Raw genomic sequence first — 15,835 nt, forward strand, 5'->3', positions numbered from 1 at the left:
GAAACGATCCGAGCAGCGAGGTAGTAGGTGCGCAGCAGCACTTACTATTCTGACAGGTTGAAGTCAGCGAGCTTGTCGGCAAGGGTTTCTAGCGCAAAGATCGAGCGAATCGATGGATCCATTGCATGAGCGTCGATCTCAATGATGCGATCATTCTCCACGGCTGCGGTGACGCTGGTGACGGGGTCGGCGTAAAGAAACTCGCGCTTAAGCGCGATGTCGTCGGCCGGGAAGCGGCGCCGATCCATTTTGGCCGCGGCAATAAAGGTAGGGTTGCTACGCGCAATGGTTTCCCAGCCCACGGTGGGCCACTCCTCTTCGGAAGTCACCACGTTGGTAATGCCCAACTGCGTCATCATCCACCCTGGCACGCTGTTAACACCCGCCACGTAGGGGTCGATGTTGAGATCGGCCGAGGAGTACCAGAAAACGCCGCTAAGGTCGTCGGGTAAATCAAGGCTATTCGCCTTTGCCACGGCGGCCTCTTCACGTGCTTTAAGATCGGCAATCACCGTGTCGCTGCGTTCAGTGACGTCAAAGATCTGGGCTAGCGTCGCAATGCTCTCGTAGAGTAGCTCGGTCGCGAAGAGATCCGTTCGAGTGCCGTCCATGCTTTGGTCGTTGTCTTTACCAACGCACTCGGTGGGTAGCGTCCAGACAGGGATACCCGCTTCATCAAACATGGCAGGGGTACCCACCATGCCAGACGGCCCGACCATCCACTCATAGGCGGAGACCACCAGATCTGGATGTTTGGTGACCACACTCTCATAACTTGGCGCGTTATCCGCAAGCCGCTCCACCTGCGCATCGACCTCGGCAAACTCCTCCAGCACCGGGTTAATCCACAGGGCGGTGCCGACCACTTTATCGCCAAGGCCCAGCAGGTAAAGCATTTCAGTGGGGGCTTGGCCGATACTCACCACGCTTTCCGGTGCCTGTTCCAAAGTGATCTCGTGTCCGCAGCTGGTGAGCGTAAGCGGGTAATCGGTGGCGGCATAAGCCGCCTGTGTAAGGCCAACAGCGCTCGCGGCGATGGCCGTGGTCAATCTCAACATCATGTACACTCCCGTGCATGATGAGCTTGGGATTCGGCCAGAAAATAGTGACCGAGCCACTTCGCTCTATGTTAGTCATATGTCGGCAGTTCTCCTGACTGACGGGTCATGGCTAGCTCGCCTTCCCAGACAATGTGTCCAGTGGCATCAAAGAGCATCGCTCACCGCCTACAGTTGCGGGGGCAGTTCCGTTTCGCGGCAAGCCGCGGCGGATTCTCTATTAAGTTCCGGGGGGAACACCGACATTAGCCATACTAAGTTGTAGGCGGATAGCGAACAACAACAGCCTGAGGATTTTGCGAGACCCGGTGATTGACAGTGGAGGTAAAAAGGCAACCATCACGCATTAGATTGGCCTCGCCGCCATACCTTCCTCTATACTAAATGCCTTTTATATTTCCACTTCTTTATGAATGGTTTTATTATCTCCCGGCTATATATCATGAAAAATATTCAAGATCGACGGTCGTCAAATCAGTTGGCAGATGTTGGCCTGTTGACGGGCATGACCAGCACGGGAGGTGCCGGTGAGTGAGTTTCCCTTTGCGGCCGTTGTTGGCCAGGAAGCGCTGAAAACAGCGCTGCTGCTCAATGTGATTAATCCCCAGATTGGCGGCGTGCTGATCAGCGGCCCCCGGGGGAGCGCCAAATCAACCCTGGCACGGGCATTGGCGGCTATTCTGCCGCCGGACAGCCAGGGGCAAAAACCGCCGTTTGTCACCTTGCCGCTAGGCGCAAGCGAGGACCGCCTGACGGGAAGCCTGGATTTGCAGCGGGTGCTTGCCGAGCGTGAAACCACTTTCCACCCCGGCTTGCTGGCCAAGGCCCACGGCGGCGTGTTGTATGTGGATGAAGTTAACCTGTTACCCGACACGCTGGTCGATTTGCTGCTGGATGTGGCCGCCAGCGGGACCAACATCGTCGAACGCGACGGTATCAGCCATTCCCACCCGGCACGCTTTAGCCTGATTGGCACCATGAACCCGGATGAAGGCGAGCTACGCCCGCAGTTGCTGGACCGTTTTGGGCTGTGTATCGATCAGCCCGCGAGCATTAGCGTGGAAGAGCGAATCGCCATCGTCCAACAGCGCGAAGCCTTTGACCGTGACCCCACGCACGCCATGGGGGATTTCGAGGATGCCCAGGCCGCGCTGACCGAGCGTATTCAACAAGCCCAGCGCCAGTTGGTTGATGTCATTACCCCGTCCTGGGCGTATCACACCATCGCCTCGCGCTGTGAAGCCGCCGGAGTGGAAGGCCTGCGAGCCGATGTGACCTGGCACCGTGCCGCGCGCGCTCATGCTGCCTGGCGCGGCGCAAGCGAGGTAGCTCAGCAGGATATCGAGATCGTCGAGCCGTGGGTGCTGGACCATCGGCGTACCCAACCTCCCGAGCAGAATCCGCCGGCATCGCCGCCGCCGCAGGGTGAAACACCGTCGGGGGGTAACGGCGGTTCGTCGTCGGCATCTAACGAATCGTCGGGGGCATTCGACCAGCGCGGCGAGCAGGGCCAGTGGGGCGCCATGCCGCCCCAGGCGCAGCAGACGATTTCACAACCGGCCCCCAATCTGGCGAAAACTCCAGACGCCGATGCTCAGGACAAGGCAGCGGCAACCCCGGCCTCGGCAGGAAAAGGGCGTGCGGCAGGCAAGGGGCGCTCCCAGGCGGAAACCTCTCGCCTGGATAGCTTCGGCACCCTGGTCGCCAATCGCGGCCAGTGGCCCTGGCGAGAGATAAAAATGCGCAAATCCCGCGCGGGTCAGGCGACGGCGCACCTGGTGCTGCTGGACACCTCCGGCTCTACCCTGGGGCAGCGCTTGCTGGGCCAGGCGAAAGGGCTTGTGGAAGCGCTGGTGAACAAGGCCTACGCGGCACGCGAGCAGGTCGCCGTGGTGGGGTTCGGTAACGGCGGTGTGGTGCCGCTTCTGTCCCGGCGCCGTGCGCCCAAGCGCGTACAAGATGCGCTGGAGGCGGCGACGGGTGGCGGCGGTACGCCGCTGCGCGAGGCGGTTATCGAAGCCAGGCGCCTGATCCACCAGTGGCAACGCCGCGAGCCCGGGCTGCATATTCGTACCTATCTGATTACCGACGGGCGTACCCGTGAATCCGTCGCCGACCTTGGCCCGTTGGGCGACTGCATCTTGATGGATACCGAGTCGTCCAGAATCAAACGCGGCCAGGGGGCGCGCATCGCCCAGCAGCTGGGCGCAAGATACTGGACACCTTTTTCTGGACGGGAAACCCCATGAGTGACGATCGCCATACCAACCGCATGCAGCGCAAGAAAGACGTGGTCGACGAGCGCATCAGCCGTGCCACGGAAGAGCGCGGGGTGTTGATCCTGCTGAAAGGCAACGGCAAAGGTAAAAGCAGCTCCGCGTTGGGCACCATGGCGCGGGCGCTGGGCCACGGGCAGCGCTGTGCGGTCATCCAGTTCATCAAGGGGCGGCGCGAGACCGGCGAATACCTGTTTTTCCGCGATCAGCCCAACCTTGATTGGCACATCATGGGCCAGGGGTTTACCTGGGAAACCCAGGATCGCGAGCGTGATATTGAAGCCGCCCAGTCGGCGTGGGCAGTGGCCAAGGGATTGCTCGAAAACCCGGATTACCACCTCATCGTCCTCGATGAAATGAGCTACATGTTCAAGTACGGCTACCTTGATCCGCTGCCGGTGGTCGAAGCGCTTAACCAACGCCCGGCGCATCAAAACGTGATCATCACCGGGCGCACCATGGCGACGCCGCTTCAGGAAATCGCCGATACCATCAGCACGGTGCAAGACGAGCGTCACGCCTTTCGTGGGGGTGTTAAAGCCCAGGCGGGGATCGAATACTGATGAGCACAGCCCTGATGAGCACAACCACTGCAAGCTGCCCGGCGCTGTTTATTGCCGCGCCTTCTTCAGGGCAGGGCAAGACCACCTTTACCGCGGCGCTGGCCCGAGCCCTGCGCAACCAGGGCAAGGTGGTGCGCGTGTTTAAAACCGGCCCCGACTACCTGGACCCCCAGGTGCTGGCTCAGGCCGCTGGCCAGCCGGTCGACCAGCTTGACCTGTGGATGGCGGGCGACGCCTACTGCCGCCAGCGCTTTTATGAAGCCGCCCAAACGGCGGATATGATATTAGTCGAAGGCGCCATGGGCCTGTTTGACGGCGAGCCCTCCAGTGCCGACTTGGCCGCGCGGTTTGGCTTGCCCATGGTGGTGGTGATGGACGTCAAAGGCATGGCGCAGACCGCGGGCGCACTCCTGGCGGGGCTGGCGGGCTTTCGTGACGATATCCGCATTGTCGGACTTATCGCCAACAGCTGCGGCTCCGAGCGCCACCGCGAGCTGATCGAGACAACCCTGCCGACTGACATCCCGCTGCTCGCCGCCATCGCGCGCAACCCAGAGCTTTCGCTGCCCGAGCGTCATCTAGGCCTGGTGCAGGCCGACGAGATTCGTGACGATCTGGAAGAACGCTTTGAAAAGGGCGCAAGCGTTATCGAGGCGGAAAACCTGCCGCAAACGCTGCTCGCGCTGCCGCCGGTGACGTTTTACACCGCGCCAGAGATCGCCAAAGCGGCGTTGCCCTCGCTTGACGGGATTACCATCGGCGTGGCCAAAGACGCCGCGTTCAGCTTTATTTACCAGGCCAACCTGGACCTGCTCGAGCAGATGGGTGCTGCGCTGCGCTTTTTCTCGCCGCTAGACGATAGGGACCTGCCAAGCTGCGATGCGCTGTGGCTGCCCGGTGGCTACCCGGAAATTCACGCTGAGAAGCTGGCGGTCAACACGGCCATGCACGCGGCGATCAGGCAATTATTTGCCGACGACAAGCCGATTCTTGCCGAGTGTGGCGGGCTGCTTTACTGCCTGGAAACCCTGACCGACTACGACGAAACTACCCACACCATGCTGGGCCTGCTGCCAGGGCAGGGGGCGATGCGCGGGCGGCGGGGCTGCCAGGGAATGCAAACCGCCGAGCTGCTCGAAGGCCCGGTACGCGGCCATGCCCATCATCGCTCGATGGCCGAGGGAACGCCGGAACCCATTGCCCACGGCCGCCGCCAGCGCCACCCCGCGCCCGGAGAAGCCATCTTTCGTGAGCGTGGGTTGACCGCCACTTACTTGCACCTGTTTTTTGCCAACAACCCTGCCGCGATCGCGCTGCTGTTTAGCGGCAAAGCGTCGCCAGCGCGTCAGCCTATCGATTCTGAGGACCAGACCCATGCAGTTAAATAAGATACCCGCCACCGTGGTCACCGGCTTTTTGGGCAGCGGTAAAACCACCCTGCTGGCGAGCATTTTACGCCAGGTGACCGGCAAGCGAATTGCCGTGATCGTCAATGAATTCGGCGAGCAGGACATCGACTCAAGCCTGCTGCGCGGCTGTGCGCTGGACTGTGAGCCGGGCGGCGAAGCCAGGCAGCCATTGGAAGGCGAAGACAGCGGCATTTTTGAGCTGGCCAACGGCTGTATCTGCTGCACGGTAGAAGAAGAGTTTCTACCGGTGATGAAAAAGCTGGTCGCCCGCCGCGACGATATCGACCATATTCTGATCGAAACCAGCGGCCTGGCGCTGCCCAAGCCGCTGGTGCAGGCCTTCAACTGGCCGGAAGTGCGCCAGCACTGCACCGTCGATGCGATCATTACCGTGATCGATGGCCCTGCCGTGGCCGCCGGCCGTTACGCCAGCGATGTGGCCAAGGTAGAGGCCCAGCGCCAGGCCGACGAAAGCCTGGACCACGACCCCAGCCTGCAAGAACTGCTGGATGACCAGCTAAGTGCGGCCGACCTGGTGCTGGTCAGCAAGACGGACCTGCTCAGCCCGGACGAAAAGGCGCGGGTCGAGGCGTTGATTCAGGCGCGTGTGCCTGAATCAGTGAAGTATTTGTTTGTCGATCAAACCCTGGCCACCAACACCGTGCAACTGGAAGCCTTGATGGGCATCGGGGCGGCCAGCGAAGCAAACATCGACCTGATCGCCAACCACCACGATAAGCACCACGCCGAAGGCGCTCATCACGACCACGCCCACGACAATTTTGACTCCTGCGTAATCACCCTGGGCGAAGTCGACGGCGACCTGCTGGCGGCCAAGCTGCAACACATTGTCAAAACCCAGGAAATCTACCGCGCCAAGGGCTTTGCGGCGATTCCCGGCAAGCCGATGCGCCGGGTGATCCAGGCCGTGGGCGAACGGCTGGATGGCTACTTCGACCGCCTCTGGGCGGAAGGCGAGACGCGTCAAACCCAACTGGTCATCATTGGCAAGGCGCTGGACAGCGACGCGCTGCGTGAAGCGCTTGCCGAAGCAGAGGTAACAACAGCCGCCTAATGCACCTTTTTGCTGCCAAACCCGGCGGCTTTGTTGATGACGAAGGCATTGTCGATCTTCAACAGAGCCCTGCGGATGTCGTGATCCTATCGGCTGCCGATAGCAACCTGTCGGCTCTGGCCCAGGCGATTGATCGCCTGGGCGAGCGCTATCCGTCAGTGCGTCTGGCCAACTGGATGAACCTGGTCAAGCCCGCCGCCTACGACCTCTACGAGGATCGGGTGCTGGAAAAGGCGCAGCTCGTGGTGGTGTCGATGCTCGGCGGTCAGGCCTACTGGCAGTACGGCTACGAACGGCTGCTGGCCTGGTTGAACGCCAAGCCGGGCCGCCAGTTGATCCTGGTGCCGGGCTGCGACGCGCCGGACGATGCGCTGCTGGAAGCCTCGAGCGTCGACTATGAAAGCGCCCACCGGGTGTGGCGCTACCTGCGCGAAGGCGGCGTGGATAACGCCGAGCAGCTGTTGCGCTTTGTAGGCAGCGAATGTCTTGATATGCCCACCGCCTGGAAGGAGCCCAAGGTGGTACCTTCGGCGGTGATCTACGCGCCCAGCGACGCCTCGAGCCCATCCGGGCGCCAGGTGATGAGCCTGAGCGAATGGCGGGCCAACCAGCAACCGGATAGGCCGGTGTGCCTGCTGCTGTTCTATCGCAGCCACTTGCAGGGCGCCAATACCCTGGTTGTTGACGGCATGATCGAGGCGCTTAAAGCGCAGGGGCTTGAACCACTCGCCATCGCCGTTGCCTCCCTGAAAGAGGCCGACTGCATTGCGTTTGTCAATCACCTGATCGAGCAGACCGGCGTCATGCTGGTGGTCAACACCACCAGCTTCTCGATTAACCGCAATTCCGACGACACCTACCCGCTGGGCGGCGCGATTCCCGAGAGCGTTTTCGACGGCCAGCCGGTCATTCTCCAGGCGATTCTATCCAGCAGCACCGTCGAGGACTGGCAGGCCTCCGCCGCCGGGCTGAGAAGCCGGGATGTGGCGATGCAAGTCGTGCTCCCGGAGATGGATGGCCGGGTGATTACCCGGGCGGTGGGCTTCAAGGCGGAAGCGCTTTACAACGCGCGCAGCCAGCTGTCGGTAACCCATCACGCCCTGCATCCCGAGCGCACTGAGTTTGTCGCCAAGCTGGCGCGCCGGTTCTGCCACCTGCGCACCACCCCCAATCACGCCAAACGGCTGGCGCTGGTGCTGGCGAATTATCCCAACCGCGACGGCCGGATTGGCAATGGCGTGGGGCTGGATACGCCCGCCTCGACGCTGCAGATCTTAACCGCGCTGCAAACGGCAGGTTACCCGGTGAGCGACCTGCCGGCGAGTGGCGATGACCTGATCCGCCTGCTGCAAGGGGCGGTGACCAACGACCGCGACGTCATCGACCAGCGCATGTGCTGGCAAAGCATCAGCGTTGACGAGTATCTGGCATGGTTTTACACGCTGCCCGCCGAGCTCCAGGAAACGGTATGGACGCGTTGGGGCGCACCCTCTGATGACCCCAAATGCCGCCAGGGGCGGCTGATGATCTCGGGTATCCGGCTGGGCGAAACCTTCGTGGGCATCCAGCCCGAGCGCGACTTTATCGACGACCTGACCCAGTCTTACCACGATATGCAGCTGGCACCGCCGCACAGCTACCTGGCGTTTTACTTCTGGCTGCGCGAGCACTACCAGGTGGAAGCGGTGATTCACGTCGGCAAGCACGGCAACCTTGAGTGGCTGCCGGGCAAAAGCAGCGCCCTGAGCGCCGATTGCTGGCCGGATGTTGCGCTGGGGCCGGTGCCGCACTTCTACCCGTTTATCGTCAACGACCCGGGCGAGGGCGCCCAGGCCAAGCGGCGCAGCCAGGCGGTGATTATCGACCACCTGATGCCGCCGCTGGCCCGCGCTGAGCTGTATGGCGATATGGCCAAACTGGAAGCGCTCACCGACGAGTACTACCAGGCGCTGGACATGGACCCCCGGCGGGAAGCGTTAATCCGCGAGCAGATTCTGGAGCACCTGCGCGAGACCGGCATCGACCAGGAGTTGACCAAGGCCATCGACAGCCAGGACGAAGCGCTGATCCTGAACGAGCTGGATACCTTCTTATGCGACATCAAGGAATCGCAGATTCGTCACGGCCTGCACGTGCTCGGCACGCTGCCGCCCCAGGATAAAGTGGTCGGCACCCTGGTGGCGCTGCTGCGCTTGCCAAGGGGCGAGAGCATTGCCCAGCGTGGCCTGCTGCATAACCTGGCCGATGATTTGGCCCTGCACGATGACGGGCATGCGAATTTTGACCCGCTGATGGCCGATGCCGAGCCCTGGACAGGGCCGCGACCAGATGTGCTGCGCGAGCTGGATAGCGCCGCCTGGCGCAGCGGCAACGACACCCGCGAGCGGCTGGAAGCGCTGGCCCACCAGCTAGTCGAGGAGTACGTGGTCGCGCCAGGTCGCCTGGAGGCGTTGGCTGCCCGCTATCCCGCGACCGCCGAGCAGCTGCGCTACGCAAGGGACCAGCTGTGGGTGGCGCTTCAGCAGAGCGCCCAAATGGAAATCAGCTCGCTGCTGGAAGGCCTTGATGGCCTGTTTGTGCCGCCGGGGCCGAGTGGCGCTCCCAGCCGCGGGCGGCTGGATACGCTGCCCACCGGGCGCAATTTCTTCAGCGTGGACAACCGCTCGATCCCATCGCCCGCCGCCTGGACGCTGGGCGAAAAATCCGCCCAGGCGTTTGTCGAGCGCTACCTACAGGACAACGGCGACTACCCCCGCCGCCTGGGCTTATCCATCTGGGGCACCGCCACCATGCGCACCGGCGGCGATGACATTGCCCAGGCCTTTGCGCTGATGGGCGTGCGCCCCATCTGGTCGCTTTGCTCGCAGCGGGTGATCGACATCGAGGTGATTCCCTCGATGCTGCTCAACCGCCCGCGGGTGGACGTCACGCTACGGGTTTCCGGCTTCTTCCGCGATGCGTTTCCCAACGTGATCCGGCTGTTCGATGCCGCTGTGCAGGCGGTGGCTGCCTATGAGGAGCCGGGCAACAGCAACACTATCCGCGTGGCGGTGTTAGCCCGCCAGCAAACGCTGGAAGCCCAGGGGTTAAGCCCGGAAATGGCTGTTCAGGAGGCGAGCTACCGTATCTTCGGCAGCAAGCCTGGCGAGTATGGCGCGGGCCTCAACCGGCTGATTGAAAACCGCTCTTGGGAGAGCGCCGACGATTTAGCCGAAGCCTATCTGGATGCCGGGGCCTACGCCTACGGCCAGTTTAAGGAGTCGGGTACCGCTGCACGGGGTGCTTTTGAACAGCAGCTCCAAGGCCTGGATGCAGTGATGCAAAACCAGGATAACCGCGAGCACGATATTCTCGACTCCAACAGCTACTACGCCTTTCAGGGCGGGATGGCCAACGCCAGCCGAGCGCTAAGCGGTCAGGCACCGGTGATTTATCACGCCGACCACGCCAACCCTGCTGCGCCCAAGATTCGCACCCTGAAAGAAGAGCTGGCCCGGGTGATTCGCTCGCGAGTGCTCAACCCCAAGTGGATTAACGCCATGCGTGAGCACGGCTATAAAGGGGCTTTTGAGATGGCCGCCACGGTGGACTACCTGTTTGCCTACGACGCCACCACCGACTTGGTCGCCGATTACCAGTATGCCCAGGTCAGCGATGCGCTGGTGCTCGACAAAGCCAATCAGCAGTTTCTGCGCGAGCACAACCCGGCGGCGTTAGAAGAGATGGCCGAACGCTTACTTGAAGCCGCCCAGCGGGGCATGTGGCAAGCCCCTGGCGAGCATGGCGATGCGCTAAAAGACCTGCTGCTGGAAATGGATGAAGCCAAAGAGACCGGTGGTTATGTTGCCCAGCCCGCGCATTAAAGGCTGGTGCCCCGGCGCATGGCGGCCCATGGCCACAGGCGATGGCCTGTTGGTTCGGGTACGCCCGCCCATGGGAGAGCTTTCACGGCAACAAATGCTGGCGCTATGCGAGGCCGCCGAGACCTTTGGCAGTGGTTTGATCGAACTCACCAGTCGGGCTAATTTCCAGCTGCGCGGCGTGACCGACACCACTTGGCCGTCGTTAATGGCTTTTCTAGTCGAGCATCAACTGGTCAGCGCCGACCCGGAAGCGGAACGCCAGCCGCAGCTGATGCTGGCGCCACACTGGCAAGCGGGGGATGACTCGCCTACCATTGCCAGCCGGTTGCAAACGCGGGGCAGCGAATTAGCCGCCATGCCCGGCAAGGTAGGGATTGCCATCGATGCGGGAAAAGCGCCAGTGCTGTGCGACAGCGCCGCCGATTTTCGCATTGAACGCTCAATGGAAGGCGGCCTGCTGGTACGATGCGATGGCTATGCACTAGGCACCGCAGTAAGCGATGTGGAAGCCGCCGTTGAGCAGCTAATTCGCCTCACCCACTGGTTTGTGGAAAGCGGCGGCTGGGACGCCGGACGTATGCGCCGCCATAAAGCGCCATTGCCGGAGTGGGCACCTGCTGACACCGCCCCAGCAGCCTCCGGCGCCAAGCTGGCGCTGGGCAGTCATCCCGCTGGCCAGGTGGTGGGGCTGCCCTTTGGGCGCGCCACCGCTTCAATGCTGCGCGAAATGCTGCGTGAGTTGGTAGCGCCCGCCAGCGTCACCGCCGTTCAGGTTACGCCCTGGCGGCGCTTGCTGGTTAAGCAGAAATTAGTGCAGGGCGATGCAGCGCCAGCGGTGGATGGCTTAATCCGGCATAATAGCGATCTACGGCTATCAATAGATGCCTGCCCCGGCGCGCCTTACTGCGAGCAGGCGAGTGTCGCCACTCATCCGCTCGCGGAGCGGCTAAGCGGCCTGAAAAACAGTAGCGTCCATATATCTGGCTGCGCCAAAGGCTGTGCCCGCCAACAGCCTGCGGCATTATGCCTAGTCGGTCGCGATGGGCGCTTTGACGTGATTATCAATGGCCGCGCTGATAGCGCTCCAAAGGCCACTGGCCTGAGTGAATCTGAAGTCATAAGTTATTTGGAGAATTTGGGTGCCTCATAAGTACGAAACAAGCGGCCCGGCGATTTACCGGCAGTCATTTGCCATTATCCGCAGCGAGGCCGAGCTTGCCCGCTTTTCAGCGGAGGAAGAGACGGTCGCGGTGCGCATGATTCACGCCGCCGGGCTGGTGGAGCTGGCCGCGCATATTCACTTTCAAAATGACGTGGTCAATAAAGCCCGCGCCGCGTTAGAGCAGGGCGCCCCGATTCTTTGTGATGCACGAATGGTCTCGGAAGGCATTACCCGCAAGCGGCTGCCCGCGGATAACCAAGTCATCTGCACCCTTAACGATGAGCGCACCCCCACCCTCGCCCAGGAAATGGCCAATACCCGCTCGGCGGCGGCGCTGGAACTGTGGCGCCCACACCTTGAAGGCGCCGTGGTCGCCATTGGCAACGCGCCCACCGCGCTATTTCACCTGCTCAATATGCTTGAAGACCCGGCTTGCCCACGCCCCGCAGCGATTATCGGCTGCCCGGTGGGCTTTGTCGGCGCAGCAGAATCCAAAGAAGCGCTGCTGGCGAATACAGAGCTTTCCAGCTGTATCGTGCGTGGCCGCCTGGGTGGCAGCGCGGTGACGGTAGCGGCCATTAACGCCATGGCGGATCGCATCGAATGACCCAAGGGACGATTTATGGGGTTGGCTTAGGGCCAGGCTGCCAGGATTTAATGAGCGTGCGCGCCGACCGCTTGATTCGCGGCGCCAGCCACGTGGCCTATTTTCGTAAGAAGGGTCGCTGCGGCCATGCCCGCACCATCGTGGAGGGCTTGATTGCACCAGATGCAACCGAGCTGCCCATGGAATACCCGGTCACCACGGAAATCCCTTTCGACGACCCCCGCTACAACGAACTGCTGTCAGCCTTCTACGAGCGCAGCGTGGCCCAACTGATCGAGATGGCCGAGGCCGGTTGCGATGTAGTGGTGCTGTGCGAAGGCGACCCGTTTTTCTACGGCTCCTTTATGCACCTCTACACGCGGCTACTGAATCGCGTGCCGGTCTCGGTGGTGCCGGGCATTACCGGTATGTCGGCGGCGTGGACTGCCACCGGCCAGCCGGTTACCTGGGGCGATGACATTATGACCGTGCTGATGGCCACGCTGCCTGAAGAGGCATTGGCCGAGCGCATCGCCCACACCGACGCACTGGTGGTGATGAAGATTGGCCGCAACCTGGCCAAACTGCGCCGAGCGCTGGCTCAAGCTGGCCGTGAAGAGCAAGCCTGGCTAATCGAGTACGCCGCCATGACCCAACAACGCGTATTGCCACTAAGCGACGTTGGCGAGAGCGTGCCGTACTTCTCGATTGTGCTGATTCACGGCAACGGGCGGCGCCCATGAGGGGCTGGCTGAAAATCGTCGGCCTGGGGCCGGGTTCTGAGGCGATGATTACCCCGGAAGTCACGGCCGCGCTGCAGGATGCCACCGATGTGGTGGGCTACGTGCCCTACGTCAATCGGGTCGCGCCTAGAACTGGGTTAATTCGCCACGGTTCGGATAATCGCGAAGAGATTCGCCGGGCAGAGCATGCACTACAGCTGGCGCTTGAAGGCCACAGAGTAGTAGTGGTGTCTTCTGGCGACCCCGGCGTCTTTGCCATGGCGGCGGCGGTGTTTGAGGCTCTGGAAGGCGGTGATACCCAGTGGCGCAGGCTGGATATCCAGGTGCTACCAGGCATCTCCGCCATGCTGGCCGCCAGCGCAAGCGTAGGCGCGCCGCTTGGGCACGACTTCTGCTGCATCAATCTATCCAACAACCTCAAGCCTTGGGCGCTAATTGAAAAGCGCCTGCGATTGGCCGCCGAGGCCGACTTCGCCATGGCGTTTTACAACCCCCGATCCAAGGCGCGGCCAGAGGGTTTTGCGCGCGCCTTGGAGGTACTACGGGAAGCCTGTGGGCCGGATCGACTGATCATCTTCGCCCGGGCGGTTTCCACCCCGGAGGAGTCGATTCGCGTAACTACCTTAGGCGAGGCGACGCCGGAAATGGCCGATATGCGCACGCTGGTGATTATTGGTTCTCAGCAGACGCGCTTAATCGAGCGGGATGGCGCGCCGCTGGTGTATACGCCGCGTTCGGCTGATTAAGCGTCGTGATGATTAATAGTAGCCGCCAAGCCAGCTTATTACGTCATCGATACTATGAACTTCATGGCGAGGTGGCAGGTGAGGCCGCTCGATCATCACCACGGGCAGGCCGAGCCTACGGGCAGCGGTAAGTTTGGAAGCCGCGCCTTCGCCGCCGGAGTTTTTACATACGATGCGCTCAATCCGCTGGGTTTCCAGCAGGGCCAAGTCGCCCTCCAGGGTAAACGGGCCTCTATCGATCACGGCGGTATAATCAGCAAGCGAAGGCGGGCTGGTAGGCTGATCAACCAAACGCAGAACGTAATGGTGCTGGGGCTGGGCGTCAAAGGCAGCCAGGTGCATGCGGCCAATGGCGAGCAGTACACGCTGGGGCGGGCCAGCCAAGGCGCTCACCGCCTCATCGATACTTGCCACGCTCTGCCACTGGTCGCCGTCAACAGGTCGCCAGGCGGGCCGAGTAAGCGCAATGGCCTTAATGCCGCACTGGGCCGCTGCGGCAACTACATTAGCGCTCATCTGCGCAGCAAAGGGGTGGGTGGCATCGACAATATGGGTAATGCGCTCCTGGGCTAAAAAAGCCACAAGCCCACTCACGCCGCCAAAACCGCCAATGCGGGTCGGCAACGGCTGGGCTTTGGGCGAGTTCACCCGCCCGGCGTAGCTGAAAATAGCGGGAAGCCCGCGTTTCGCGACAGCGCTGGCCAAGGCGCTGGCTTCAGAGGTTCCCCCAAGAATTAGGATTTTGATCATGGCAGAGGTTAACAACGCTCCCTGGTTGACGCTATTAGGCTGGGGGGAGAGTGGCATAGCGGGGCTAAACCCGGCAAGCCGTGAAGCGCTGGAAAATGCCCAGGTGGTATTCGGCGCCCGCCGTCACTTACGCCTGCTGCCACCCCTGAACGCTGACCAGAACACTGAGATGCATGAATGGCCGGTGCCCTTTGCCGACGGTATTCCCATGCTGTTAGATCAGCGCGGCCGCCGGGTCGTTATGCTGGTCTCCGGCGACCCTTTCTGGTTTGGAGCGGGCACTTCCATATCACACCACCTAGCGGCAGACGAGTGGCAGGCGCTGCCATCTCCCTCCACCTTTAGCCTGGCGGCATCCCGTTTAGGCTGGCCGCTGGAGCGTTGCACTTGCCTGGGCTTGCACGCCAAACCGCTGGCGCGCATCCGCCCCTATCTGCATACCGGTAGGCGTTTATTGGTGCTGGTGAGAGACGGCGAGGCGGTGGCCGAGTTAGCGGAGTTGATCCAAAAGTTCGGCTTTGGTGACTCCCAGCTAACGATGCTGGAGTCCCTAGGCGGTGCCAATGAGCGCATTCGCCATTGTCGTATTGATGCCGCCTTACCCGATGATATTGCCCACCCGGTCGCGGTAGCGCTGGACGTCGCAGGCGCTGGCCCCGCCTTGCCGCTTACCCCCGGCCTGCCGGATCGCTTTTTTGAGCATGACGGCCAGATCACCAAACAGGCCGTTCGGGCGATCACGCTTTCCGCGTTAGCCCCCATGCCCGGTGAGCGGCTATGGGATATCGGCACCGGGTCTGCCTCCATCGCCATTGAGTGGCTGCTCGCCCATGGGGATAATCAGGCCATCGGCTTTGAGCGCCACCCCGAACGGGCAGCCAGGGCGCGAGCTAACGCAGTCAACCTGGGCGTTGACTGGCTGGAGGTCAAAGAGGGCAGTGCGGCTGAAATGCTCAACGAAGCACCGCTGCCGGATGCGGTGTTTATCGGCGGCGGGTTATCTCAAACTTTGTTAGACGCCTTATGGCAGCGCCTACCTAAAGGCGTGCGCATCATCGCCAATGCGGTGACCCTGGAATCGGAAGCACTGCTGGCCCACTGGCACCAGCAGGCAGGCGGCGAGCTGCTGCGCCTTGAACTGGCTAACGCCGCCCCCATCGGCACCCGCCGGGGCTGGAAAGCCAGTTACCCCATTGTTCAGTGGCGGGGCGTTCGATGAGGGGGCAGAAGCTAAAAGTAGCGGGGTTTGGCTTTCGCAGCGAAGCGCCGCTGGCGTCTCTGGTTCAAGCGCTTGATCAACTGATTGAGCAGTATGGCGCCATCGACCAACTGGCGGCGGCTCACTCCATGTTGCCATTGGTTCAACAGCTGGGCCGACTGCGCAGCCTTGAAGTTATCGCCGTGGCGGACGCCGAGCTTTCTACAGCGGCGACGCTCACCCACTCGGCTCGCAGTATGCAGGCTCGTGGTACCGGCAGTGTGGCCGAAGCCGTGGCGCTACTGGCGGCAGGGCCAGGAGCGGCGCTGCTTGGCCCACGACTCATATCAGCGGATCGGCAGGCGACTATTGCTGTGGCACAAGTTGCTGACTAGAGGAATGACGC

13 protein-coding genes and 1 riboswitch are annotated in these 15,835 nt (G+C 62.0%); of the genes, 11 read left to right on the plus strand and 2 right to left on the minus strand.

What is annotated here, in order from left to right; all coding sequences use genetic code 11:
- Positions 1-44: 44 nt before the first annotated feature.
- A complete protein-coding gene (locus tag QT230_RS14300; protein ID WP_308322615.1) occupies positions 45-1,061 on the minus strand; it encodes an ABC transporter substrate-binding protein in 1,017 nt (338 codons plus the stop codon).
- A gap of 63 nt (positions 1,062-1,124) precedes the next feature.
- Positions 1,125-1,317, minus strand: a riboswitch (cobalamin riboswitch).
- A 268-nt stretch (positions 1,318-1,585) separates the two neighbouring features.
- On the opposite strand from QT230_RS14300, the gene QT230_RS14305 reads away from it, so the two are divergent.
- The 9 genes from QT230_RS14305 to cobJ are packed head-to-tail and all read left to right on the plus strand — an operon-like array spanning position 1,586 to position 13,481.
- On the plus strand, positions 1,586-3,307 hold the full coding sequence (locus QT230_RS14305; protein WP_308322616.1) for an ATP-binding protein: 1,722 nt from the start codon (positions 1,586-1,588) through the stop codon (positions 3,305-3,307).
- Positions 3,304-3,897 carry a cob(I)yrinic acid a,c-diamide adenosyltransferase gene (cobO, locus tag QT230_RS14310; protein WP_250083762.1) on the plus strand — a complete coding sequence of 198 codons (594 nt, stop codon included), beginning with the start codon at positions 3,304-3,306 and terminating at the stop codon, positions 3,895-3,897. Before QT230_RS14305 ends, cobO begins: the two co-directional genes overlap by 4 nt.
- A gap of 14 nt (positions 3,898-3,911) precedes the next feature.
- Entirely contained in the window at positions 3,912-5,285 is a 1,374-nt protein-coding gene (locus QT230_RS14315) for a cobyrinate a,c-diamide synthase (RefSeq protein WP_308322617.1), read from the plus strand.
- Entirely contained in the window at positions 5,272-6,381 is a 1,110-nt protein-coding gene (gene cobW, locus QT230_RS14320) for a cobalamin biosynthesis protein CobW (RefSeq protein WP_308322618.1), read from the plus strand. Before QT230_RS14315 ends, cobW begins: the two co-directional genes overlap by 14 nt.
- On the plus strand, positions 6,381-10,244 hold the full coding sequence (gene cobN, locus QT230_RS14325; protein ID WP_308322619.1) for a cobaltochelatase subunit CobN: 3,864 nt from the start codon (positions 6,381-6,383) through the stop codon (positions 10,242-10,244). Before cobW ends, cobN begins: the two co-directional genes overlap by 1 nt.
- On the plus strand, positions 10,222-11,394 hold the full coding sequence (locus tag QT230_RS14330; protein ID WP_308322620.1) for a cobalamin biosynthesis protein CobG: 1,173 nt from the start codon (positions 10,222-10,224) through the stop codon (positions 11,392-11,394). The genes cobN and QT230_RS14330 overlap by 23 nt, the downstream gene beginning before the upstream one ends.
- Complete coding sequence (locus QT230_RS14335; protein ID WP_308322621.1) at positions 11,384-12,013, plus strand: precorrin-8X methylmutase; 630 nt, start codon at positions 11,384-11,386, stop codon at positions 12,011-12,013. Before QT230_RS14330 ends, QT230_RS14335 begins: the two co-directional genes overlap by 11 nt.
- Positions 12,010-12,735 carry a precorrin-2 C(20)-methyltransferase gene (locus QT230_RS14340; RefSeq protein WP_308322622.1) on the plus strand — a complete coding sequence of 242 codons (726 nt, stop codon included), beginning with the start codon at positions 12,010-12,012 and terminating at the stop codon, positions 12,733-12,735. The genes QT230_RS14335 and QT230_RS14340 overlap by 4 nt, the downstream gene beginning before the upstream one ends.
- On the plus strand, positions 12,732-13,481 hold the full coding sequence (cobJ, locus tag QT230_RS14345) for a precorrin-3B C(17)-methyltransferase (RefSeq protein WP_308322623.1): 750 nt from the start codon (positions 12,732-12,734) through the stop codon (positions 13,479-13,481). Before QT230_RS14340 ends, cobJ begins: the two co-directional genes overlap by 4 nt.
- 12 nt (positions 13,482-13,493) lie before the next feature.
- On the opposite strand, the gene QT230_RS14350 is transcribed toward cobJ, so the two are convergent.
- On the minus strand, positions 13,494-14,231 hold the full coding sequence (locus QT230_RS14350; RefSeq protein WP_308322624.1) for a cobalt-precorrin-6A reductase: 738 nt from the start codon (positions 14,229-14,231) through the stop codon (positions 13,494-13,496).
- On the opposite strand from QT230_RS14350, the gene cbiE reads away from it, so the two are divergent.
- Positions 14,230-15,450 (plus strand): precorrin-6y C5,15-methyltransferase (decarboxylating) subunit CbiE, encoded by a 1,221-nt coding sequence (cbiE, locus tag QT230_RS14355; protein WP_308322625.1) that lies wholly within the window; start codon positions 14,230-14,232, stop codon positions 15,448-15,450. The two genes, QT230_RS14350 and cbiE, sit on opposite strands and share 2 nt — an antisense overlap.
- Positions 15,447-15,824 (plus strand): cobalamin biosynthesis protein, encoded by a 378-nt coding sequence (locus QT230_RS14360; RefSeq protein ID WP_308322626.1) that lies wholly within the window; start codon positions 15,447-15,449, stop codon positions 15,822-15,824. The genes cbiE and QT230_RS14360 overlap by 4 nt, the downstream gene beginning before the upstream one ends.
- Positions 15,825-15,835: the final 11 nt, after the last annotated feature.

Source organism: Halomonas sp. SpR8, assembly GCF_031010195.1.
Taxonomy (GTDB): Bacteria; Pseudomonadota; Gammaproteobacteria; order Pseudomonadales; family Halomonadaceae; genus Vreelandella.